Origin of the sequence: Rhodospirillum sp. A1_3_36 (assembly GCF_047263945.1) — a bacterium.
GTDB lineage: Bacteria > Pseudomonadota > Alphaproteobacteria > Rhodospirillales > Rhodospirillaceae > Rhodospirillum.
This window is the reverse complement of sequence record NZ_JBLAVB010000001.1, coordinates 168418-189030: the sequence shown is the minus strand read 5'-3', so window position 1 is coordinate 189030 and position 20613 is coordinate 168418. Positions and strand designations below refer to the sequence as shown.

General features: G+C 61.3%; 20 protein-coding genes. 9 read left to right on the top strand and 11 right to left on the bottom strand.

Annotated features, from left to right (window positions below; genetic code table 11):
* Positions 1-42: 42 nt before the first annotated feature.
* From ACLIRY_RS00795 to uxaC, 8 genes are all read right to left on the bottom strand, one after another.
* On the bottom strand, positions 43-1479 hold the full coding sequence (locus ACLIRY_RS00795; protein WP_413203437.1) for a mannitol dehydrogenase family protein: 1437 nt from the start codon (positions 1477-1479) through the stop codon (positions 43-45).
* Between the two features lie 13 nt (positions 1480-1492).
* On the bottom strand, positions 1493-2236 hold the full coding sequence (gene kduD / locus ACLIRY_RS00790; RefSeq protein ID WP_413203436.1) for a 2-dehydro-3-deoxy-D-gluconate 5-dehydrogenase KduD: 744 nt from the start codon (positions 2234-2236) through the stop codon (positions 1493-1495).
* Positions 2233-3057: a 5-dehydro-4-deoxy-D-glucuronate isomerase gene (kduI, locus tag ACLIRY_RS00785; protein ID WP_413203435.1), complete on the bottom strand. Its 825-nt coding sequence runs from the start codon at positions 3055-3057 to the stop codon at positions 2233-2235. Before kduI ends, kduD begins: the two co-directional genes overlap by 4 nt.
* A gap of 11 nt (positions 3058-3068) precedes the next feature.
* Entirely contained in the window at positions 3069-3380 is a 312-nt protein-coding gene (locus tag ACLIRY_RS00780; RefSeq protein WP_413203434.1) for a cupin domain-containing protein, read from the bottom strand.
* Positions 3381-3436: 56 nt separating this feature from the next.
* On the bottom strand, positions 3437-4717 hold the full coding sequence (locus tag ACLIRY_RS00775; RefSeq protein ID WP_413203433.1) for a TRAP transporter large permease: 1281 nt from the start codon (positions 4715-4717) through the stop codon (positions 3437-3439).
* Between the two features lie 4 nt (positions 4718-4721).
* Positions 4722-5243: a TRAP transporter small permease gene (locus ACLIRY_RS00770; protein ID WP_413203432.1), complete on the bottom strand. Its 522-nt coding sequence runs from the start codon at positions 5241-5243 to the stop codon at positions 4722-4724.
* Positions 5244-5314: 71 nt separating this feature from the next.
* Positions 5315-6295: a TRAP transporter substrate-binding protein gene (locus ACLIRY_RS00765; protein WP_413203431.1), complete on the bottom strand. Its 981-nt coding sequence runs from the start codon at positions 6293-6295 to the stop codon at positions 5315-5317.
* A 33-nt stretch (positions 6296-6328) separates the two neighbouring features.
* Positions 6329-7732 carry a glucuronate isomerase gene (gene uxaC / locus ACLIRY_RS00760; RefSeq protein WP_413203430.1) on the bottom strand — a complete coding sequence of 468 codons (1404 nt, stop codon included), beginning with the start codon at positions 7730-7732 and terminating at the stop codon, positions 6329-6331.
* Positions 7733-7861: 129 nt separating this feature from the next.
* Between uxaC and ACLIRY_RS00755 the strand changes: the two genes are divergently transcribed.
* The 4 genes from ACLIRY_RS00755 (at position 7862) to ACLIRY_RS00740 (ending at position 12166) form a co-directional block, all read left to right on the top strand.
* Positions 7862-8563 (top strand): GntR family transcriptional regulator, encoded by a 702-nt coding sequence (locus tag ACLIRY_RS00755; protein WP_413204171.1) that lies wholly within the window; start codon positions 7862-7864, stop codon positions 8561-8563.
* 142 nt (positions 8564-8705) lie between these two features.
* A complete protein-coding gene (locus tag ACLIRY_RS00750) occupies positions 8706-10214 on the top strand; it encodes a UxaA family hydrolase (protein WP_413203429.1) in 1509 nt (502 codons plus the stop codon).
* A gap of 298 nt (positions 10215-10512) precedes the next feature.
* Entirely contained in the window at positions 10513-11154 is a 642-nt protein-coding gene (eda, locus tag ACLIRY_RS00745) for a bifunctional 4-hydroxy-2-oxoglutarate aldolase/2-dehydro-3-deoxy-phosphogluconate aldolase (protein ID WP_413203428.1), read from the top strand.
* 16 nt (positions 11155-11170) lie between these two features.
* A complete protein-coding gene (locus tag ACLIRY_RS00740) occupies positions 11171-12166 on the top strand; it encodes a sugar kinase (protein ID WP_413203427.1) in 996 nt (331 codons plus the stop codon).
* A 164-nt stretch (positions 12167-12330) separates the two neighbouring features.
* On the opposite strand, the gene ACLIRY_RS00735 is transcribed toward ACLIRY_RS00740, so the two are convergent.
* Together ACLIRY_RS00735 and ACLIRY_RS00730 are read right to left on the bottom strand one after the other, a co-directional pair.
* On the bottom strand, positions 12331-13116 hold the full coding sequence (locus tag ACLIRY_RS00735) for a sulfite exporter TauE/SafE family protein (protein WP_413203426.1): 786 nt from the start codon (positions 13114-13116) through the stop codon (positions 12331-12333).
* A gap of 434 nt (positions 13117-13550) precedes the next feature.
* Complete coding sequence (locus ACLIRY_RS00730; protein ID WP_413203425.1) at positions 13551-14639, bottom strand: ATP-dependent 6-phosphofructokinase; 1089 nt, start codon at positions 14637-14639, stop codon at positions 13551-13553.
* Between the two features lie 246 nt (positions 14640-14885).
* Between ACLIRY_RS00730 and ACLIRY_RS00725 the strand changes: the two genes are divergently transcribed.
* The gene (locus ACLIRY_RS00725) at positions 14886-15092 is read left to right on the top strand and encodes a YdcH family protein (RefSeq protein WP_413203424.1); all 207 of its coding nucleotides are present in this window, start codon (positions 14886-14888) and stop codon (positions 15090-15092) included.
* Between the two features lie 286 nt (positions 15093-15378).
* On the opposite strand, the gene ACLIRY_RS00720 is transcribed toward ACLIRY_RS00725, so the two are convergent.
* Positions 15379-16281, bottom strand: a complete 903-nt coding sequence (locus ACLIRY_RS00720) for a hypothetical protein (protein ID WP_413203423.1) — start codon at positions 16279-16281, stop codon at positions 15379-15381.
* A 179-nt stretch (positions 16282-16460) separates the two neighbouring features.
* Between ACLIRY_RS00720 and purE the strand changes: the two genes are divergently transcribed.
* From purE to ACLIRY_RS00700, 4 genes are all read left to right on the top strand, one after another.
* On the top strand, positions 16461-16961 hold the full coding sequence (gene purE / locus ACLIRY_RS00715) for a 5-(carboxyamino)imidazole ribonucleotide mutase (RefSeq protein ID WP_413203422.1): 501 nt from the start codon (positions 16461-16463) through the stop codon (positions 16959-16961).
* Positions 16962-16966: 5 nt separating this feature from the next.
* Positions 16967-18079 carry a 5-(carboxyamino)imidazole ribonucleotide synthase gene (locus ACLIRY_RS00710; RefSeq protein WP_413203421.1) on the top strand — a complete coding sequence of 371 codons (1113 nt, stop codon included), beginning with the start codon at positions 16967-16969 and terminating at the stop codon, positions 18077-18079.
* A gap of 137 nt (positions 18080-18216) precedes the next feature.
* Positions 18217-18978 carry a hypothetical protein gene (locus tag ACLIRY_RS00705; protein WP_413203420.1) on the top strand — a complete coding sequence of 254 codons (762 nt, stop codon included), beginning with the start codon at positions 18217-18219 and terminating at the stop codon, positions 18976-18978.
* Positions 18979-19283: 305 nt separating this feature from the next.
* Positions 19284-20573 carry a DUF2325 domain-containing protein gene (locus ACLIRY_RS00700; RefSeq protein WP_413203419.1) on the top strand — a complete coding sequence of 430 codons (1290 nt, stop codon included), beginning with the start codon at positions 19284-19286 and terminating at the stop codon, positions 20571-20573.
* Positions 20574-20613 lie beyond the last annotated feature (40 nt).

Here is a 20613-nt window from a genome sequence, read left to right as displayed (position 1 = left end):
TAGTCTCCACAACGCGGGACGCGTCTTAACGTGTTACAGGGCTCAGGACCCCTCTAATTCTTCCAAGGCACCTCTGACTCCCAGGGTCAAAAGGCGCTCATAGGCAGCCACAACACCGGCCTCCATGGCATCGGCCAAATCTGCGGGGAAGATGGTCCGGACACCAAGCAGGGCCTTGGCCTTATCGGTTCCCTCTGCACCATCGGACAGCTCGCGTAATTGGCTGGCCAAGGGATCCTTGACATCAATCTCCTGGCCTTTCTCGTCCACACCGCCGACGTACCGCATCCACCCCGCCACGGCCAGGTTCAAACCCGGCGTGGCCCGCCCAGCCGCAAGGTTCTCGCGCAGGGTGCCAAGGATCCGCTGGGGCAGTTTCTGGCTGCCATCCATGGCGATCTGCCAGGTGCGGTGGCGGATCCCGGGGTTGGCGTAGCGAAGGAACAGGGCATCGACATAAGCCGCCAAATCCTCCCCGGGTGGTGGTGTCAGGACCGGCAGGATCTCCTCCGCCCAGAGCCGTTTGACATAACGGGCAAGGAGCGGATCGGCCACGGTATCAGCGATGGTTTCGTAGCCTGCCAGATAGCCCAAATAGGCCAATGAGGAATGGGTCCCGTTCAGGCACCGCAGCTTCATATGTTCATAGGGGAGGACATGTCCCACCAGGGTGGCACCAGAGGCCTCCAGGTCCGGTCGGATTCCGTCGACGAAATCATCTTCCACCACCCATTGCCGGAAGGGCTCGTGCACCACCGGTGCGGCGTCCAGCCTGCCGGTCAACCGGGTGACGGTCTCGATGTCTTCGGGCTTGGTGGCCGGAACAATACGGTCCACCATGGTGCTGGGGAAGCGACCTTCCACAGCGATCCACTCGGCCAGGGCCGGGTCGATGGCCCGGGCCATGTCCAGGACCAGTCCGCGTACCAAGCGCCCGTTTTCGGGCAGATTATCGCAAGTCAGCACGGTGAAGGGGCGCAACCCGGCGGCCCGCCGGGCCTGAAGCGCGCGAACAAGGAAGCCCGGAGCGGACATCGGCGGGACATCGGCCAGGTCATGAACGATGTCCGGGTGCGCCATGTTCAAGCGACCGGTGGCCGGTTCGTGGCAATACCCTTTCTCTGTCACCGTCAGTGTCACAATCCGCGTCTCCGGATCGGCCATGCGCGCAAGCACCCGATGGGGATCCTCCGGAGCCACCAGGACGTCCTGAATAACCTCGACGGTTTGGACATGGGCCCCCTCAGGGGCCAACTCCAAGGCCGTATAGGCGAAATCTTGGGGAGCCAGTTTGTCCCGGGTCGAGGGGGACTTCAGGGAGACCCCAACGATCCCCCAATCCCCGCCGGAGGCGGTCATGGCCTCGGCGATGTACAGGGCGCCATGGGCCCGGAAAAAGGCCCCCAACCCCAAATGGACGATAGCCACGCCCGGTCGCTGGCCCGGAGAGCGGGTCAGGCGGGGCGGGACCGGTTTCATGTTCGGGTTCAAATCAGTTGGCAAGCCAGCCCCCATCGACGTTGAGCACCGCTCCATGCACGTAGCGGGCTGCGGGTGAACACAGGAAGGCCACGGCCCCACCGATATCCTCCGCCTCGCCCCATCTGCCCGCGGGGATCCGGCTCAGAATGGCGTCATGGCGTTTGGCATCGGCGCGGAGGGCCTCGGTATTGTTGGTCACGATATAGCCGGGTGCGATGGCGTTGACGTTGACACCCTTGGCGGCCCATTCGTTGGCCAGCGTCTTGGTGATGCCCGCCACCCCATGTTTGGAGGCGGTGTAAGACGGCACCCGAATCCCCCCTTGGAAGCTCAGGAGCGAGGCGATATTGACCACCGCGCCCTGGCTCCCGCAGGCCATCACCTCCCGGGCAAAGGCCTGGGTGGTGAAGAAAACCGCCTTCAGATTGACATTCAGGACCGCGTCCCAATCCTCTTCGGTAAAGTCCACGCTCTCATTGCGGCGGATAATGCCCGCATTGTTCACCAGGATCGTATAACCCGCATCCTTGAAGAGGTCGTTGGCCGCCATGGGGTCGGCGAAGTCCAGGGTCAGCGAGCGGGCCTTACCGCCAGTGGCCTGGATCTGCGCCACGGTTTCCTCACAGCTCCGACGACCGGCGCAGACCACCTCGGCCCCCTGGCTCGCCAGGGAGACAGCGCAGGCTTGGCCGATGCCCGTATTGGCACCAGTGACCAAGGCCAGCCGACCACTCAGATCAAACAAGCCGCTCATCGCAAATCGCCCGGCTGCACAAAGTCCATATCCGTGTAGTCAACATTGTCGCCAGCCATGGCCCAGACGAAAGTGTAGCTCTCTGTTCCTGCACCGCTGTGCAGGGACCAGGGCGGCGACAGGGTGGCCTCCTCATTGGCAACCATCAGGTGACGGGTTTGCTTGGGTTCGCCCATCAAATGGACCACGCGCCCCTCGGGGGACAGGTTGAAATAGAGGTACATCTCGATCCGCCGGTCGTGGGTATGGGCCGGCATGGTGTTCCAGACGGATCCGTCCTCCAGCGAAGTGTACCCCAGAACCAACTGACAGCTTTCCATCACCTGGGGATGGATGGCCTGATAGATGGTCCGCTTGTTGGATGTCTCCACCGAGCCCAACTTGACTTCCTTGCAATCGGCCTTGCGCAGCAGACGGTTGGGGAAGGTGGCATGGGCCGGACAGGAAGTGATGTAAAATCGCCCCTGCCCACCCAGGGTCACCGCACCGGCGCCCTTGCCCAGGTACAAGACATCGCCTTTCTCCAGGGTCCATGTTTCACCGCCCGCAGCCACGGTTCCCGTGTCACCGATATTGACGATGCCCATTTCCCGGCGATCCAGGAAGCAAGGCGTTCCCGCCTGCTCCACATGGTCCAGAACCAGACGACCACCGGCGGGGACAGCGCCGCCCAAAACAAACCGCTCATAGTGGGTGTAGAGCAGATTGATCTGCCCTTCGATGAACAGGTCCGTGGCCAGGAAATTCTCCCGGAGGGCCTCGGTATCCATGCCACGGGCGTGGTCAGCGTGAACGGCATAGCGGGTTTGGACGTTCAACATGTCATCCCCTTTCAAAGGAAATCGTCACGCCTGGGCGTGAAGGTATCGATCAGAGTCCCGGCCTCCAGGCAGGTACAGCCATGTTCTCCACTGGGGGGCATAACGAGACTGTCACCGGGGCCGAGCTCCAGGGTTTCCCCATCGACCGTGAACAGGAACCGCCCGGACTGGACAAAGGTGGATTGGACGTGTGGGTGCCGGTGCAATGCCCCCACGGCGTCTTTCTGGAAGTCGAAGGCGACGACCATCAGTTCCTCCCTTTGGCTGAGGACCTGACGGGTGACACCGGGATCGGTCGAAACGACAGGGTAAGATGAGGGCATTGGGCACTCCATTTCCATTGGGCCATTTCCATTGGGCCAGGGTCGGTGGAACAAGGTCAGTGGAACAAGGCTGGGACAGCAAGGGACAGGGCCGGGATATAGGTCACCAGCATCAAGGTGGCGAAAGCCGCCAGATAGAAGGGACCGATGGTCCGAACGGTCTGCCAAACGGTGATTTTGCCCACCGCGCAACCGACAAACAGAACTGCTCCCACCGGCGGTGTGCACAGGCCAATGCCCAGATTCAGGATCAGAATCACCCCGAAATGCACTGGATCGATGCCAAAGGCCTCGGCTACAGGCAGGAAGATCGGTGTCGTGATCACGATCAGGGGCGACATGTCCATAAAAGTACCCAGGATCAACAGAACAACGTTGATCAGGATCAGGATCACATAGGGGTTGTCAGAAATATGCCGCATGAAGGCGACCAGTTCCGCAGGCACCTTCAGGAACGCCAGGAGCCAACCGAAGGACGCCGCGCAGCCGATGACCATCAACACCATGGCCGTGGTCCGCACCGCAGCCATCCCCGCAGCAATGAAGCCGTCCAAATTCAACGTCTTGTAGGCCAGCGTCGTCACCAGCAGGGCATAGACAGCCGCGATACAGGAGCTTTCCGAGGCGGTAAACACACCGGACCGGACACCACCGAAAATGATCCCGATCAACATGATCCCGGGAATGGCGCCGATCGCCAGACGACGGACGTTCCCCCATCCCTTGAAAGTCTCAATGGGATAATTCCGCTTTTTGGCCACGTACCAGGCAGCCGACATCAGGGCAATCGCCAGGATGATTCCCGGCAGGATTCCCGCCGTGAACAGATCTGCGATGGAGATCTTCCCGCCCGCCGCGATGGAATAGATGATCATGTTGTGGGAGGGCGGAATCATCAGGGCGATGATGGCCGAGATCACGGTAATGTTCACCCCATAGTCGACATCATACCCCCGCTCCTTCATTTGCGGGATCATCAACCCGCCAATGGCCGAGGCATCGGCCGCAGCGGATCCGGAAATGCCGCCGAACAACAGAGAGGCAGTGATATTCACCTGCCCCAAACCGCCCCGGAAGTGCCCGACCAAAGATCCGGCCAGCGCCACCAGACGGCGGGCGATATCGCCGCGGACCATCAATTCACCTGCGAAGATGAAAAAGGGGATCGCCATCAGGGCAAAGACCGATACGCCGGAATTCAGCCGCTGAAACACGATCACCGGCGGCAGCCCCAGATAAAGAACCGTCGCGAGGCTGGACATCCCCAAGCAGAAGGCAACGGGTGTGCCGATGAGCAGCAGGAACGAGAACGTCCCGAAAAGGATCCAGAGTTCCATGGCTTTAGTCCTCCAGTTCCGTTTCGCCAAACCGGGCCGTGGGCAGGCCTGCGGCGCGTCGGGCAATCCGTTCGATGGCGAAGACGGCAAGCAAAGCGCCACCGCCAATCAGGGGAATGAAGTCAAAGGCCCCGGAAATGCCCAGGGACGGCAGCTTGTTTCCCGCAGTCTTGGCCGCAAGGGACCAGCCAAACCACATCATGCATCCGCCGAAGAAAACGACCACAGCATCCGATATGGTGTAGAGAACCGGCTTGTATCTGTCGTTCAGGAAGTAAAGCAGGACATCGAAGGACAAGTGGTAGCCCTCGCGAATGCCCACGGCAGCTCCCAGGAAGATGAACCAGCCCATGGTCATGACTGCGGCCGGTTCAGACCAAACCAAGCTGTCGTTCAGGACGTATCGGAAAAAAACCTGGGCGGCGATGGCGGCGGTCATGAAAAAAAGCCCGCCAACTGATATCCACAGAGCAACGCGAGAGAGCATTTTCATGATCCGCGCCACCTTCACCATAATGTCCCGCATTGGAACCCTCCACGAGCAAGAATGGCGCGGGACCGGGCATCAGCCAGATCCCCGCGCCATCGACAGGGTCCCTATTGGGTTGCTTGGATCCGAGCGACCATGTCCTTAAGCTTGTCGGAGGTCACATACTTCGCATAGACCGGCTTCATGGCTTCAATGAAGGGGGTCTTGTCGATGTCCGTGATCACCTGGGCACCCGCAGCGCGAACCTTGGCCTCCGAAGCCGCCTCACGCTCTTCCCAAAGCTTGCGCATCACAGGCACGGAATCCTTGGCGGCCTTTCTGACCGCAGCCTGATCCTCGGGGCTCAGCTTGTCCCAGGTCATTTTTGACATGACCAGGACCTCGGGCACGATCAAATGCTGATCGAGGGTATAGTACTTGGCCACTTCATAGTGACCGGAGCTTTCATAGGAGGGCCAATTGTTCTCGGCGCCGTCGATGACACCGGTCTGGATCGAGGAATAGACCTCGCCATAGGGCATGGGCGTGGCATTGGCGCCAACGGCGGAGACCATGTCGACGAATACATCCGACTGCATGACCCGGAACTTCATGCCCTTGAGGTCGGCCATGGACTTGATCGGGTGGTCGCTGTTGTAGAAACTGCGCGATCCCCCATCGTAGAACGCGAGACCAATCAGGTCATGGGGCTCGAAAGCGGCGAGGATCTCATCGCCGATGGGACCATCCATGACATGGTGCATATGGTCAACGGACCGGAAGATATAGGGCAGCGAGGGAATCTTGGTTTCCTCGATGATGTTGTTGAAGGGACCGAGACTGACACGGTCCATATCGATCACCCCGAACTGGGTCTGCTCGATGCTATCCTTTTCCTCCCCCAACTGGGCGGAGTGGAACACTTCGATGCAAAGGCGACCGTTGGTACGCTCCTCAAGCATCTTGCCCATCGCCTCAACGGCGGCAACGGTGGGATAGCCTTCAGGGTGGGTGTCGGACGATCGAAGGGTGGTTTCGCAGGCCTGCGCGGCGGTCACCATCGCGGCGCCAGCAAGGAGGGCAAGGGACAGGGTCTTGTAGACGGACATGTTTTTAGTTCCTCCCATTGTTTTTTTGGGTGGTCAGAGGCGGTAGGCCCGTTTGACCAGCCCATAGCTGAGGTCTTGGATGACCTCAAAGGCCTCGTCCTCCGCCAGACGCCCGGAAGCGACAAGCGTGGCGAGAAATGCACAATCCACGCGGCGCGCCACATCATGGCGGGCGGGGATTGAGCAGAAGGCGCGGGTGTCGTCGTTGAAGCCGACGGTATTATAGAACCCCGCCGTTTCGGTGGCCGCTTCCCGGAACCGGCGCATGCCTTCCGGACTATCAAAGAACCACCAGGCTGGACCGAGCCGCAGCACCGGATAGGCGCCCGCCAAGGGGGCCAGCTCCCGCGATACCGTGGTTTCGTCCAACGTGAACACAATAACGGTCAGGCGTGGGTCCGTGCCATGGGCCTCCAACAGGGGCCGCAGGGCGCGCACGTAATCGGTCCTTGTGGGAATATCGAACCCCTTGTCCCGACCAAATCGGGCGAAGATGTCACCGGAGTGATTGCGCAGACTGCCCGGATGGATTTGCAGGACCATCCCGTCCTCAATGCTCATCCGCGCCATTTCCGTGAGCATCTGACCCCGGAAGGCATCGGCTTCCTCCGCTGAGCAGCTCCCCGCCAAAGCCTTGGCGAACAGACGGGCGGCCTCCTCCTTGGGCAGATTTTCCGTGCGGGCCGAAGGATGCCCATGGTCGGTGGAGGTGGCCCCGAATTCCTTGAAATAGGCCCGGCGGACCCGGTGGGCGGCCAGATATCCGTCCCAGGTCGCCGTATCCTCGCCGGTCAATTCGCCCAGGCGGACCACATTGGCGGCGAACCCCTCGAATTCCGGATCGACCACGGGATCGGGGCGGTAGGCGGTGATAACCCGACCGGTCCAACCGCTTTCCCGGATCACGCGATGCCACCGCAGATCATCCAGCGGGCTTTCGGTGGTGGCCAGCACCTCGATCCCGAAGCGCTCGAACAGGGCCCGGGGGCGGAATTCGGGGCGGGCCAGGCAATCGGCGATCTGGTCATAGGCCGCGTCAGCGGTGGCTTCGGAAAGCCGCTCGGTCAGGCCGAAAACATGATGAAAAGAATGGTCCAGCCACAGGCGCGAGGGCGTCCCCCGCAGCAAATGAACGTTCTTGGCGAAAAGCCGCCAGATGGTCCGACCGTCCGTTTCAACCGGCCCGCCATCGGCGCGCGGCACGCCCAGACCTTCCAGGGGAACGCCTTGGGAGTACAGCATGCGGAACACATAGTGATCCGGCGTAACGAACAGACGGGCAGGATCCGGGAAGGCCTCGTTCTCAGCGAACCAGCGGGGGTCAGTATGGCCGTGCGGACTAATGATGGGCAGATCCTTGACGGTATCGTACAACGACAGGCCGAGGGATCGGGCAGGGTCACTCAAAGGCAGCAAACGGTCCGGTCGCAGGTCCATAATCACTCCCCTCGGCCTAGGAAGCCGATGTATTTTCGGTTTTATTATGAAAGCGGCTTTGCCAGTCGCCCCTAGTCAACTAGTATGCTAGTAGGCATTGGGTTCGGAAGTCAAGGAGGCAGCGTGTCCATGGATCGAAACAGGGGGCAATTGAGCCCCGGTCTCATCGAGCGTCCCTCTTCGGTCACCGATCAAGTGTTCGAAGAGCTTTACCATCGCGTGGTCTCGCTGGAGATGCCGCCGGGTGCCAAAACCTCCGAGACCGAGGTGGCGACAGTCCTTGGCGTGTCACGGCAACCGGTGCGGGACGCCTTTTATCGTCTCTCAAAGGCCGGTTTCCTGGTCATTCGCCCCCAGCGAGCGACCACGGTCAGTAAGATTTCCGAGACCGCTGTCCGGCAGGCTCGGTTTATCCGCACGGCCCTGGAAGTGGAAACGACTCGGGTCGCCTGCCAACAGTTGACGGACGACGACCTGGGCGCCCTGGAAGACATTCTCGCACAGCAGGACCGCGCGGTGCTCCAGGGGGATAAGATGGGATTCCATGATCTGGATGACTTGTTCCACCGGCAAATTTGCGAGCGTGCCGGGGTCGGTTACGTCTGGCGTCTGATTCAGGAGCACAAGGCGCATATGGACCGGGTGCGCTTCCTGTCGCTTTCCTTTGCCAGTCAGCGCGCCTATGACGACCATCGGCATTTGTTCGAGGCGCTTAAAAATCGCAACGGCGAAGAGGCCGTAGAACAGATGCGGCGGCATTTATCGACCATCCTGGAGCATTTCCCCCGTATTCGGGCCGAAAATACGGAGTACTTCGACGACGAGGACTAGATCAAACCGCCCTAAATCGGAATCGATTTAGGGCGGTTAATTTGATCTAAAATCATATGGCGAAAGCATCACGTTGGGCCGCATTCGCAGACCAACTTGGCCTCAACATGTCGCGCGCCCCCTTTTCCTTTGGAGCGAAATCATGGCTCGTTTCGTACAGATCCATCCCGACGATACTGTGGTCGTCGCCCTGGAGACCCTGCCCGAAGGGACAGTCCTGGGTGAAGATGGGCCTGAAACGACCAGCGAGATCCCCCGGGGGCATAAGGTCGCCCTACGGAGCCATGCGGTTGGGGACAGGGTGATCAAATACGGCGCCGTAATTGGCCGGGCCACAGCCCCCCTTGCCCCGGGTGACCATGTCCATGTCCACAATCTCACCACCGCCTTGGGGGGAGTGGAGGACTACACCTACACCGCCCCTGCTGCACCCGCCTCCCCCACCCCCCCTGACCCCAGACCAAACGGGCCAACCGGGCCAACCTTCCCGGCATTCGTCCGTATCGGGGGAGAAATCGGTATCCGGAACGACCTGTGGATCATCCCCCTGGTCGGATGTGTCAACGGTTTAGCCCGCAATACCGCCCGCCAATTCGAGGCCATGGGCCACCTTCCCGAGGGAAGCCGGGTCCTGGTGTTGGAACACCCCTACGGGTGCTCGCAATTGGGCGACGACCTGAACCAGACCCGGGCCATCCTGCGTGCGCTGGCCGTCCATCCCAACGCCGGGGGCGTCCTCGTCATGGGCTTGGGGTGCGAGAACAACAGCCGTGCCCTGTTCGAGGCCGGATTCCACCACCCCGACCCAAGCCGATTGCGCTATTTGGTCACCCAGGATGTGTCCGACGAGACCAAGGCAGCCCTGGACGAGATGGCCGCCCTGGCCCAGGTCATGCGCGGTGATGTCCGCGAGGCCGTCGGCGTCGATCGCCTGCGCGTGGGTCTGAAGTGCGGCGGATCCGATGGCTTTTCGGGACTCACCGCCAACCCCCTGCTCGGCGCCTTCTCTGACTGGCTTTGCGCCCGCGGGGGGGCGACGGTCCTAACCGAAGTGCCAGAGATGTTCGGAGCCGAACGCCTGCTGATGGCTCGGGCGGAAAGCCGGGAGGTCTTTGAAGCGACAGTTGGCCTCATCAATGACTTCAAGGCCTACTACCAGCGCCATAATCAACCCATCTACGAAAACCCCTCGCCAGGCAACAAGGCAGGCGGCATCACCACCCTGGAAGAGAAATCCTTGGGCTGCACCCAGAAGGCCGGACGCTCTCCCGTACGGGACGTCATCCGCTACGCCGAGCGTATCCGCAAACCGGGCCTGACCCTGTTGGAGGCTCCCGGGAACGACGGAGTCGCCGTGACCGCTTTGGCTGCGGCCGGGTGCCACCTGGAACTGTTCACCACAGGGCGCGGCACCCCCTTGGGTGGAATCGTGCCGACCATGAAAATCTCGACGAATACCCCTTTGTACGAGAAAAAACCCCATTGGATGGATTTCAACGCGGGCCCCATCGCCACAGGAGAGGCCGGAGTGGAAGAACTGCTGCCACCATTCATCGACGCCATCCTGGCGGTCGCCGGAGGAGCCCAAGCCCGCAATGAACGCAACGGCGTTCACGATGTGGTCCTCTTCAAGACAGGAGTCACCCTCTAGATCAAGGTCTTGCCCTCAAATCGGCCAAGCTACACGACAATGTCTCGTCTTTTTTGGGTCTGGGGTCTGGGGCCTTACGGCCAGAAACTGCCTGGGATCTGGGGCCTTACGGCCCCGGTGGGGGACGGGGCAAAGCCCCGTGACGGGAGAGCACCGACTGTTGTGTACCGTGCAAATTGGCATCGCTTTCCCGCCAAGACTTTGATCTAACGTTTTTATATTGAGCATCGGACAGGCTGGAAAACCGGCAACCTGCTGTCCACACACCGCTCGTAGCGCCCACAAGGAATATACTGTCATGTCCCTTCCCCTGATCGAACCCCTCCTTCCCGCTACCCGGGTGATCCCCGTTCTGGTCCTTGAAGACCCCGACACGGCCGTTTCCGTAGCCGGAGCCCTGCTGGCCGGAGGATTGAGCGTGCTGGAGATCACCCTGCGCACCCCGGCCGCGCTGGCCTGCGCCGAGGCCATCGCCAAGCGCTATCCGGATGCCCTGGTCGGCCTCGGCACCCTGACCCGGCCCGAGGATTTCGCCCGGGCGCGGGATGTGGGAGCCCGCTTCCTGGTCAGCCCCGGCCTCACCCCCCGGGTGGCAGAGGCGGCGCTCGACTGCGGTCTGCCCTACCTGCCCGCCATCGCCACGGTGAGCGAGGCCATGGCCGCCCGCGAATTCGGTTTCCACGAGCTGAAGTTCTTTCCCGCCGTCCTGAACGGGGGTGTCCCGGCGCTGAAGGGCATGGCGCCCCTGCTCCAGGATGTGCGTTTCTGCCCCACCGGGGGTTTGACGGCGGCCTCCGTTCCCGAAGTCCTGGCCCTGCCCAATGTCTTCGCCCTCGGCGGAAGCTGGCTGACCCCTGCGGCGGCGGTCAAAGAGGGCCGTTGGAACGAGATCGAAGCCCTGGCCCAAGCCGCCGTTGCGGCTGCGGCCCCAGTGGCATGATCGGGGAGAGCTGTCTATGAACCGGTCACCGGACCGCGTCGCCCTGCTGGGCGAATGCATGCTCGAACTCGTCCACGACACCTCCAACGAAGGCATCGACCGGGCGTTCACCATGGGGTTTGGCGGCGACACTCTGAACACCGCCGTCTACATGGCCCGCCTGGGCAGCTCTGTGGACTATGTAACGGCCTTGGGCGACGATCCCCATAGCGACCGCATGGTTTCCGCCTGGAAAGACGAAGGCGTGGGATGCGACCTCGTGGCGCGGATTGCCGGCCGGGTCCCTGGGCTTTACATGATTGAAACGGATGACAAGGGCGAGCGGCGCTTCCTTTACTGGCGGGATCAAGCCCCCGCCCGGGAGTTGTTCACCCTCCCCACCGCCAAGGACATGATGGAGCGGCTGATGGGGTTCGGCATGCTCTACCTGTCCGGGATCAGCCTCGCCATCTGGGGCAAGACGGGCCGGGCTGTGCTGCTGCCCTTCCTTGACCGCTTCCGGGCGGAGGGGGGACTTGTGGCCTTCGATACCAACTGGCGTCCCCGCCTTTGGCCGGACCTCGACACGGCACAGGCAGCCTATGAGGCCATCTATGCCCGATCCGACATTCTGCTGCCGGGGGTGGAGGATATCCGCCAGCTCCACGGGGATGCCGATCAGTCTGCCGTACTCGCCCGGATGACGGCCTATGGGGCCCGCGAGGTCATCCTGAAACAGGAAACCCCGGGATGTCTGGTGATCTCCGGTGGCCAAACGGTCCCCGTCCCTGCCCTGGCGGATGTCACGGTCATCGATACCACCGCCGCCGGAGACAGCTTCGCTGCGGGCTACCTGTCCCGGCGCGCGACACTCGGCCCCGTGGCCGCAGCGAACGTGGCAAGCCATCTTGCGGCCTGCGTCATCGGCCACAGGGGAGCAATCATTCCCCGCTCCGCCATGCCCACATGGAGTGACGATCCGATTGACCCAACAGACTTCCCCCCCAAGGGCGCCTCACTTGAGTCAAGCTGACCCAATTTCATTCGATACACCGTTTCCTCGAAAATCCGGAAAATGCGCTTCGCAGTTTCTGGGCTCTGCCCAGACACCCGCAAGGAGTCGCGGACCCTTTGATCCCAAATGGGAGTCCGGGGCCTCAGGCCCCGGTTGGGGGGCGGGACAAAGCTCTGCGTTTCTCACAACAAACCGATGGCGAAACGAACGGCGACGATCATCATAAACAAGCCGAAGCTGACCTCCAGCATCCGGGGAGGCAGAACATGGGCGAGCCGAACCCCCAGGGGAGCGCAAAGCAGGGTCAACGGGATAATCATGGCAACGGCCAGAAGATTGACAAAGCCCAGGGACAGGGGAGGCAAATCGGCAGCCCCCCAGCCGGCCCACACAAAGCCCAACATGCCAGGGATGGAGATCAGCACTCCAACCCCCGCAGAGGTCGCCACCGCCTGACGCAAGGGGCGCCCATAAAGGGTCATGAAGGTGTTGTTCATGACGCCACCCCCGATCCCCATCAGAACCGAGAGAAAGCCGATAATCACTCCGATGGCACCCCGCCCCACCGGGCCGGGCAACTCTGCACCCAACCGCCACTCTTTGCGGCCAAACAACAGCTTCAGGGCGACAAGGAAAGCAATTCCGGAAAAAATCCCCTTTAATCCATCTGCAGGCACCCAAGCGGCCACCAAAGAGCCCAGAATCACGCCAATAACCACGGGACCCGCGAGGCTCCGCAATAGCTCCATATCGACTGCACCCCGCTTATAATGGGCAAACACCGACCGCAGCGAGGTGGGCACGATGACTCCAAGGGAGGTGCCAACGGCCATATGCATACGCACGGCTTCGTCTACCCCCACCAGACTTTGAAACTGGAAGAGCACGGGTACAAGCACCGCACCGCCCCCAATGCCAAACAGGCCAGCCAGAACGCCAGCAATGGCCCCCGAACCAATGAGAGTCACAATAAAAACCAGAAAATCGGAAGATGTGGGATCAATCACGGAACACTCGGTACATGAGGGGACAGCGCGCCAGATGTCTAGCAGGGTTCGAAAACTGTTAAATAAAGCGTCCTGTCAAAGGCGCTCCAAACTCAATATAACGAGAGTGAAACGGGGCCAGCTTGACTGAAGCTGATCCCGTTTCTTTGAAAAACCGAAAAACGCGGGGCTTTGCCCCGCCCCCCACCGGGGCCTGAGGCCCCGGACCCCCATTCGTTTTTTACTAATGGGATCAAAGGGTCCGTGACCCTTTGCGGGTCTGGGCAGAGCCCAGCACCTGCGAAGCAGGGTTTCCGGATTTTCAAGGACACAGAGTATATATAGATTTTAGAGTGCCTTCGAGATCAAGTTGGGCCAAGACTTAGCCCAACTTGATCTCGGAGCACTCTAAGAAATCAATCGCCCACATAGATACCCAGGCCCCGGGCCGAATGCACCAAAGTTCCATCGGGGTTCAGACTGCGGGGACCGATGCAAACGGCATCAAGGGAGACATCAACGACACCCCGATCCTGCCAAGCAACCATGCGCCCGAACTTCCCCTGGGCGACCAGATCAACGGCATGCACGCCAAAGGCCGAGGCCAAAAGGCGATCCCGCATGGACGGGATCCCCCCCCGCTGCACATGACCCAGAATGGTCACCCGGGTTTCCGTGCCGATTTCCTCAGCAATTTTGTCACTCAAATATTGTCCGATGCCGCCATAGCGCTTCTCACCCCCGGCATATTCCACACAGGGCACGGTGCCATCGGGGGTCCTGCACCCCTCAGCGACGACAACCAGAGCATGACTGCGGCCTTGTTTCTGCACTTCGCGGATTCGCCTGGCAATCCCTTCCATGCTGTAGGGAACCTCGGGAATCAGAATGATGTCCGCGCCCCCAGCAATGCCCGCACTGATGGCGATATGCCCGGCGTCCCGACCCATGACTTCCAAGATCATCACCCGGTGGTGACTCGCCGCAGTGGCCTGCAGACGGTCCAGCGCCTCGGTTACCACATTGACAGCCGTGGAAAAGCCAACGGCGTATTCTGTTTCATGGACGTCATTGTCAATGGTCTTGGGCACACCCACCATGCCGATAGACCCTTTGTCGCAAAGCTGCTTGAGGATCCTCATGGAGCCATCACCGCCCACCACAATCAACGCATCCAGTTCCATCCGATGGAACCCATCAACAAAGTCTAGGGAGCGGTCGAGCTTGGTCCCATCGGGCATGGGAAAGGCGAAGGGATCGCCCTTGTTCACCGTCCCCAGGAAGGTTCCACCCGCCCGCAGAATGTCATGCCCGGCAAACATGTCCAGGTCCAACTCCAGATACCGCAAGGGCCGGTCCATCAGCCCCATGGTTCCATCGAGAATGCCCAGAACCTTCCAGCCGTAGGCCCCCCGGGCCCGATGTGTCACCGCGCGAATTACCGCGTTCAATCCGGCGCAATCACCACCGCTGGTCAAGACTCCGATGCGTCGTATTTCGGCCATGAAAAATGTCCCCTCGCCACCATTCGTTTCGCGCGCCGAAAATGGTATAAACATGGAAGTTATAAGAAGGGTTGAGGCCTTGCCCCGCGCATGGACAGGCCCCATAAACATAGCCTTAACCCTTCCAGGTGGGGTCAGGCCAGTGTTAATAAAATGACCTCGGACCAAAACTGTGTTGGCCGAGGCTCCTTCCTTCCAGGGGGCGGGACGCTCTTCCCCTCCCCTCGCCGATGAGGATACCAAGGCGTGGATGACCATGAACGCGTGGGCCTTCTGGCCAAACTCGAGGAATTACGGATCGAACACCGGGATCTGGATGCTGTCATCGCCAGAATCACGGAGGCAGCGCCCTTCGACATGATCCAGATGCAGCGGTTGAAAAAGCGCAAGCTAAACCTGAAGGATCAGATCACCCGACTGGAAAACGGCCTTATTCCCGATATCATCGCCTGACCGAACCCACTTTGAGAGCAGAGCCCTCTGCAAAAGATTGGGCACCGGGGGGCAAATCGGGTCCTGGTTTTCACGGTACACGACAGTCGGTCCTTTCCCGTCACGGGGCTTTGCCCCGTCCCCCCCCCTCTTTGGCGAGACTGGGGCCGAAAGGCGCCAGAACCCGGGCTCATATTTATAAAAGAGAAACGGGGGTTTGGGGGCATCGCCTCCAAATGGGCTTGGGCTATCGCCCAAAAAAGACGAGACACTGTCGTGTCCTGTTCCCTGTTTTCCGCCCGGTGCTCTAGTCTCGGGTCCCCTGCTCCAACCGAGCAAGAAAGGCAGTGGCGCTCTCGCCCGGACGGGAGAAGGCTACGGACACCGCCACTCTCAGAGGCAGGGTCAAACCACCCCAGTGGTGGCCTGAGGCCTCAAGGGCCCGGCGGCGGCCAAGGCCCCAAGACCCCATTGTTTCGGACAAGGCGGCGGTTTCGCCAACGGCACCGGTCCGGGCGACAACCAGGGCTGCACCACCCGGCGTTCCCACCAAAGCCCCCAGGCCACCGGCAGCCAGCAGGCTGACCGAAACGCCCGACAATGCCGATAGGGCAGCGTCCAAACCACCGATTCGGCGCAACTCCTCGAAATTCGTTACATAAAAAAAGCAGGCCACCAAACGGTGCTCCGGATCCTCCAGACGCATTTCCAGTTCACGCAACAAGGCCCAGCGATTGAGCACTGGAAGGACACCATCCCCTTCGGACAGATCTTCCAATTCGTGGACTCGCTCCTCCCCGGCTCCGATCCGGGTCCGCAGCCCATCCAGTTCCGCCATGAGAGCGCTTATGGCTTCCTGGATTCGGGGTGTCATCAGTCGGGCAGGAAGCCCCAGCACACTGGTTTCGTCCCCGATGACCCGTCCTCCCCCCTGCATGGAGCGCCTTAGGGCACGCCCCACCTGATAGGCATTGGTCACCCGATCAGCAAAACTTTCCCCCCATTGCCCCCTATTTCCGTCGGCTCCAGTCCTTTCGGCGCCCTTCCCTTCGCTGCCCTTCCCTTCGCCGCCAATGGTCTCTTCCTCCGCAAGGCGCCTCCTGGACGGCGCGCGTCGGTACGGGCTGCGTGAGCCGCCTTTCCGATCCCTGGACGCGTCCTGCCAGTTCAATCCTGGAATCGGCGCGGCTCGGGCAATATCATCGGACATGGTTTTGTTCCCCTTCTGGCCTGTCTGCCCTCCCTTCTGGAAGGCCGAGAAGCGATATTATATCACGAAGGGAGCCGCTGCCCCATTTCGGAAATCCCCCTATGCGCCCTCTTGCAAGGGCAGCCAGCGCTCGCCATACTCCGCCCCTTTTCCAGCAAACGACGGGAGAGTTCGACCCCATGTCCCAAACCGCCAAACCGTTGGTCGGCCTTATCATGGGCAGCCAGTCCGACTGGCCGACCATGCGGCACGCCTGGGAAACCCTCCAGGCCCTCGGCGTTCCCGTCGAAAAGCGCATCATCTCCGCCCATCGCACCCCCCAGCGCATGGTCGAATACGCCTCTACCGCCAAAGAGCGCGGGCTGTCAGCCATCATCGCCGGAGCTGGCGGCGCGGCCCACCTGCCGGGCATGGTGGCGTCCATGACCACCCTTCCGGTCTTTGGCGTGCCCGTGGAAAGCAAGGCCCTGTCCGGTATGGACAGCCTGTTGTCCATCGTCCAAATGCCCGGTGGCGTACCCGTTGGCACCCTGGCCATTGGAAAGGCTGGTGCCATTAACGCCGCCCTCATCGCCACCTCGATCGTCGCCCTGTCCGATCCTGCCGTGGATGCCGCCCTGACAGCCTGGCGCGCCCGGCAGACCGATGCGGTCGCCCAGGAACCCATGGACGAGGCCTGATAACGATGATAACCGCCCAGGACAGGCTTTCCGAAACCTCACCGCCCTTCCCTATCGGTCCCGGTCGTACACTCGGCATCATCGGGGGAGGGCAGTTGGGCCGCATGACCGCCCTTGCGGCTGCCCGTCTGGGCATTCGATGTCATATTTTCACCCCAGACTCCGACGGTCCAGCAGAACAGGTCTGCTCTGCGGTCACCATTGCCCCCTACGACGACTTCGCCGCCCTGGAGGCCTTCGCCAACGCCGTGGACGTGGTCACCTTCGAATTCGAGAACATCCCTGCCGCCAGTGTCGCCCATCTGGCCGAACGAGTCGCCGTTCGACCGGGCTGGCGCGCTCTGGACACCGCCCAAGACCGGATCACGGAAAAGACCTTTTTCAACGACCTGGGCATCGCAACCGCCCCTTGGGTGCCCGTTGATGGACTCGACAGCCTGGACGCCGCCCTGATGAAACTGGGACGCCCCGCCATCTTGAAAACCACTCGCTTGGGCTACGATGGCAAGGGACAGGCCCGCTTGACTGCCGAGACCGACACAAAAACCGCCTGGGACAGCCTAAAGACGGATGCTGCGGTACTTGAGGGCTTCGTCGACTTCACCTGCGAGGTCTCGGTGATCGTCGCCCGGGGGGTGGATGGTGCCACGGCCTGTTTTGAACCGACGGAGAACGTCCACCGGGACGGCATTCTCCATACCTCCACGGTCCCCTCGGCCCTGACGCCAAACCAAGCCAAAACCGCCCAATCCATCGCCACCCGTGCCGCGGAGGCCCTTGATCTGGTGGGCCTTCTGGCCGTCGAACTGTTCGTCACCCGGACGGGGGAGATCCTGGTGAACGAAATGGCACCGCGCCCCCATAACAGCGGCCATTGGACCATGGACGCCTGCCACGTTGACCAGTTCGAACAATTTGTCCGCGCGGTCTGCGGTCTCCCCCTGGGCGATCCCACCCGGTTCCGGTCCATGCGCATGCTCAACCTGATCGGCGCCGATGCCGACTCCTGGCCTAGGCTCCTCGCCCAACCCGGCGCCAAACTCCACCTCTATGGAAAATCCGAAAGCCGCCCGGGCCGCAAGATGGGCCACGTCAACATGCCTACAGACCAATTCTGAGAAAATCTGTTTGAGAAGACGGTCCCCCCCCTTCCTTTGGCGCGGTTTTCTCTTCCCGCTCCTTCCGAACCGCAGGTACACTGGTCCGTCATAAAGCCTACATATGTTTTCAAACACCGACAAAGGGATGGATCGGCATGGCCCGCGAGGATTACGGCGCCCAGGTGGAAGCAGAATTCCTGGAAGAAGCTCAGGACACCACCAACGAACTTCAGATAACGATCGGCAACATGCGGTCCGCAGCACTCTCCGTCGAGGATGGGACCGACCGTCTGCGCGCCCTGGTGGCCCGCCTGAACCTGCTTGGAGCGGCCACGGACTTTCCCTTACTCGACCTCGCCTTGCGACGTTTCAGCGATTATATGCGCGACCTGGAGCACCCCACCGACGCCAATATGACGGACTGCGAGACCTTCATCGACGTGATCTCCGGTCTTTTGGCCAAGGAAATCGAGCCCGATACGGATACTGCAGAGTTTTTCCGGAGCCTCCCCACCCGGCGTCCCCTGGATCTCGCCGACCTTGAGCACCTGAATATCGAAGTTCTGCTGGTCGAACCCCAGCGCTCCAGCGCTGCGATTATCGCCCGGGAACTGCAGAATTGCGGGTATAAGGTCACAACCGCCAAGGGGTCCATCGAGGCCCTGGAACTGGTGGCCAGAACCAAGCCCGACCTGGTGATTTCCTCGGCCGTCCTCGACATGCTATCGGGAGTCGATCTGGGCTGCGCCCTCGCCGCCATGTCCGTCACCAGCAAAATCCCCTTCTGTATCCTGACCAGCTTCGAGCGAGGCAACGCCTTCCTCTCCAATCTGCCCAACTCCGCCGGATACCTGCGCAAGGGAAGCGAATTTGGCTCTGACCTCGCCGAATGCCTGAAGCGCTTCCACATCACCTGATCTAGCTTCAATCCATTGAGTATCGAGATCAGGTCGGGCCGGTTCCTCTCACGGGGCTTTGCCCCTTCCCCCACTGGGGCCGAAAGGCCCCAGACCCCAAGCCCCAAAAAAAACAAGACACTGTCCTGAGAGTGAGACCACCCCAGACGAGATACCCCTTTCCCGGGGCAGAGCATATCCTTTACGCACCCAACATATTGATAACGATTATCACTTGCATTGACGAAACTGCCTTCCCTTGGTACCCCTGAAGACAAGGACGCCCCGCGCCCCTCCGTCTCATCTGGACCAGGAAAGGCCTCCCGATGGTCAATCTTCCCCTCACCGCGCCAACCCTGTCGACGTCCACCGCCAAGCCCCCCTTCTTCCGGACATCTGGTCTTCGCCCGATCACCGGACGGAGGCGCCTATGGGACCTGGACCCCCATTTCCATTGTTCCATTGTCGGCACCTGCCTGGCCCTGCCGGATCTGCGAAAGATGGCGGCCAAGGCAAAGGTGACCCTCCCTGCGGACGCGCCTGATTACCGTCTCCACGGGATGTTCACCCGCGCTGCGGCTGCCCCCAGCCCAACGGAAAAAGGACTGGCCCGTTTGATGGACAAGGCCCTGGAAAAGCGCCATGCCCGGGCCCTGACCCAGTTTCGCCGTGCCGGATCCGCCGATGAGCTGGAGGCCCTTTGGACCGAATCCCTCAAGGCTGGCGACATCCCGGGACCCTATTGGGCCCTGATGAGTCACCCTCTATCCCCTAAAACTCTGTTAGAACAGGCCTTTGGCGAAGTGCACATGCTCTCTCACCTGGTGGGTGCTTCGAACCGGGCAGATGTGCGCCATTTGGCTGTGATGGAGGCCGCATACAGCCAACTCGAGACGCAATACACCGAAAGTGAAGCCCGTCGCCAACGAGACCTGGAGATAAAACAGGGGGAAATCGCCCAACTCCGCACGGCCCTGGAGGAGGAACGGGGGCGGACTCGGGCCATGGCCCGGCGATTGGAGAAACTGGGTGAAGGCGGCTGCCAGGACCTGCGCATACAGACCCTGGAAGCGGCCATGGAAGGGGTGCGCGACCGTCTCAACCACGAGGCTTGGCGGGCCGATCGTTTACAAGGCAAGCTATCGGAAGCCGAACGGCGTTTATCCGAGGCCCACACGGACAGGGACGCCTTGCGGGCAAGGCTCAGCGACCATCTGGCGGATCTTCGGTCCTTGGAAGCGATCCTCCACGGTGAAGTGAACGGACAACCGACACCTCCGCCCGACCTGGGTGGCCGAACGATCTTGTATGTGGGGGGACGGGCGCGGGCCATCCCCGGACTGCGAAAATTGGTGGAGACGAGCAACGGGCGTTTCCTGCACCACGACGCCGGGCGGGAGGACGGAAGAGCCCACCTGTCGGACCTTCTGGCGAGCGCAGACATGGTCGTTTGCCCCGTCGACTGCGTCAGCCATGATGCCTGCCTCAAGTGCAAGCGCGCCTGTAAGGACCGGGGCACCCCCTTCGCCCCCCTCCCCTCCTCGGGCATGGGTGCCTTCGCCCGATACCTCAGTTCACTCGCACCGACCGAACAGCAGGTCCTCGCCGCGGAATAGGGCAGGAAGGCCCCAGACCCCGGGCTGTTATTTTTAGAAG

Bases quoted from the DNA above. Each gene is read 5' to 3' on its own strand.
- ACLIRY_RS00795 (WP_413203437.1), bottom strand. From the start codon at position 1,479: ATGAAACCGGTCCCGCCCCGCCTGACCCGCTCTCCGGGCCAGCGACCG.
- ACLIRY_RS00755 (WP_413204171.1), top strand. From the start codon at position 7,862: ATGGATCGAAACAGGGGGCAATTGAGCCCCGGTCTCATCGAGCGTCCC.
- eda (WP_413203428.1), top strand. From the start codon at position 10,513: ATGTCCCTTCCCCTGATCGAACCCCTCCTTCCCGCTACCCGGGTGATC.
- ACLIRY_RS00720 (WP_413203423.1), bottom strand. From the start codon at position 16,281: ATGTCCGATGATATTGCCCGAGCCGCGCCGATTCCAGGATTGAACTGG.
- ACLIRY_RS00770 (WP_413203432.1), bottom strand. From the start codon at position 5,243: ATGCGGGACATTATGGTGAAGGTGGCGCGGATCATGAAAATGCTCTCT.
- uxaC (WP_413203430.1), bottom strand. From the start codon at position 7,732: ATGGACCTGCGACCGGACCGTTTGCTGCCTTTGAGTGACCCTGCCCGA.
- kduI (WP_413203435.1), bottom strand. From the start codon at position 3,057: ATGTTGAACGTCCAAACCCGCTATGCCGTTCACGCTGACCACGCCCGT.
- ACLIRY_RS00765 (WP_413203431.1), bottom strand. From the start codon at position 6,295: ATGTCCGTCTACAAGACCCTGTCCCTTGCCCTCCTTGCTGGCGCCGCG.
- ACLIRY_RS00705 (WP_413203420.1), top strand. From the start codon at position 18,217: ATGGCCCGCGAGGATTACGGCGCCCAGGTGGAAGCAGAATTCCTGGAA.
- ACLIRY_RS00750 (WP_413203429.1), top strand. From the start codon at position 8,706: ATGGCTCGTTTCGTACAGATCCATCCCGACGATACTGTGGTCGTCGCC.
- ACLIRY_RS00775 (WP_413203433.1), bottom strand. From the start codon at position 4,717: ATGGAACTCTGGATCCTTTTCGGGACGTTCTCGTTCCTGCTGCTCATC.
- ACLIRY_RS00730 (WP_413203425.1), bottom strand. From the start codon at position 14,639: ATGGCCGAAATACGACGCATCGGAGTCTTGACCAGCGGTGGTGATTGC.
- kduD (WP_413203436.1), bottom strand. From the start codon at position 2,236: ATGAGCGGCTTGTTTGATCTGAGTGGTCGGCTGGCCTTGGTCACTGGT.
- ACLIRY_RS00740 (WP_413203427.1), top strand. From the start codon at position 11,171: ATGAACCGGTCACCGGACCGCGTCGCCCTGCTGGGCGAATGCATGCTC.
- ACLIRY_RS00710 (WP_413203421.1), top strand. From the start codon at position 16,967: ATGATAACCGCCCAGGACAGGCTTTCCGAAACCTCACCGCCCTTCCCT.
- ACLIRY_RS00780 (WP_413203434.1), bottom strand. From the start codon at position 3,380: ATGCCCTCATCTTACCCTGTCGTTTCGACCGATCCCGGTGTCACCCGT.
- ACLIRY_RS00700 (WP_413203419.1), top strand. From the start codon at position 19,284: ATGGTCAATCTTCCCCTCACCGCGCCAACCCTGTCGACGTCCACCGCC.
- purE (WP_413203422.1), top strand. From the start codon at position 16,461: ATGTCCCAAACCGCCAAACCGTTGGTCGGCCTTATCATGGGCAGCCAG.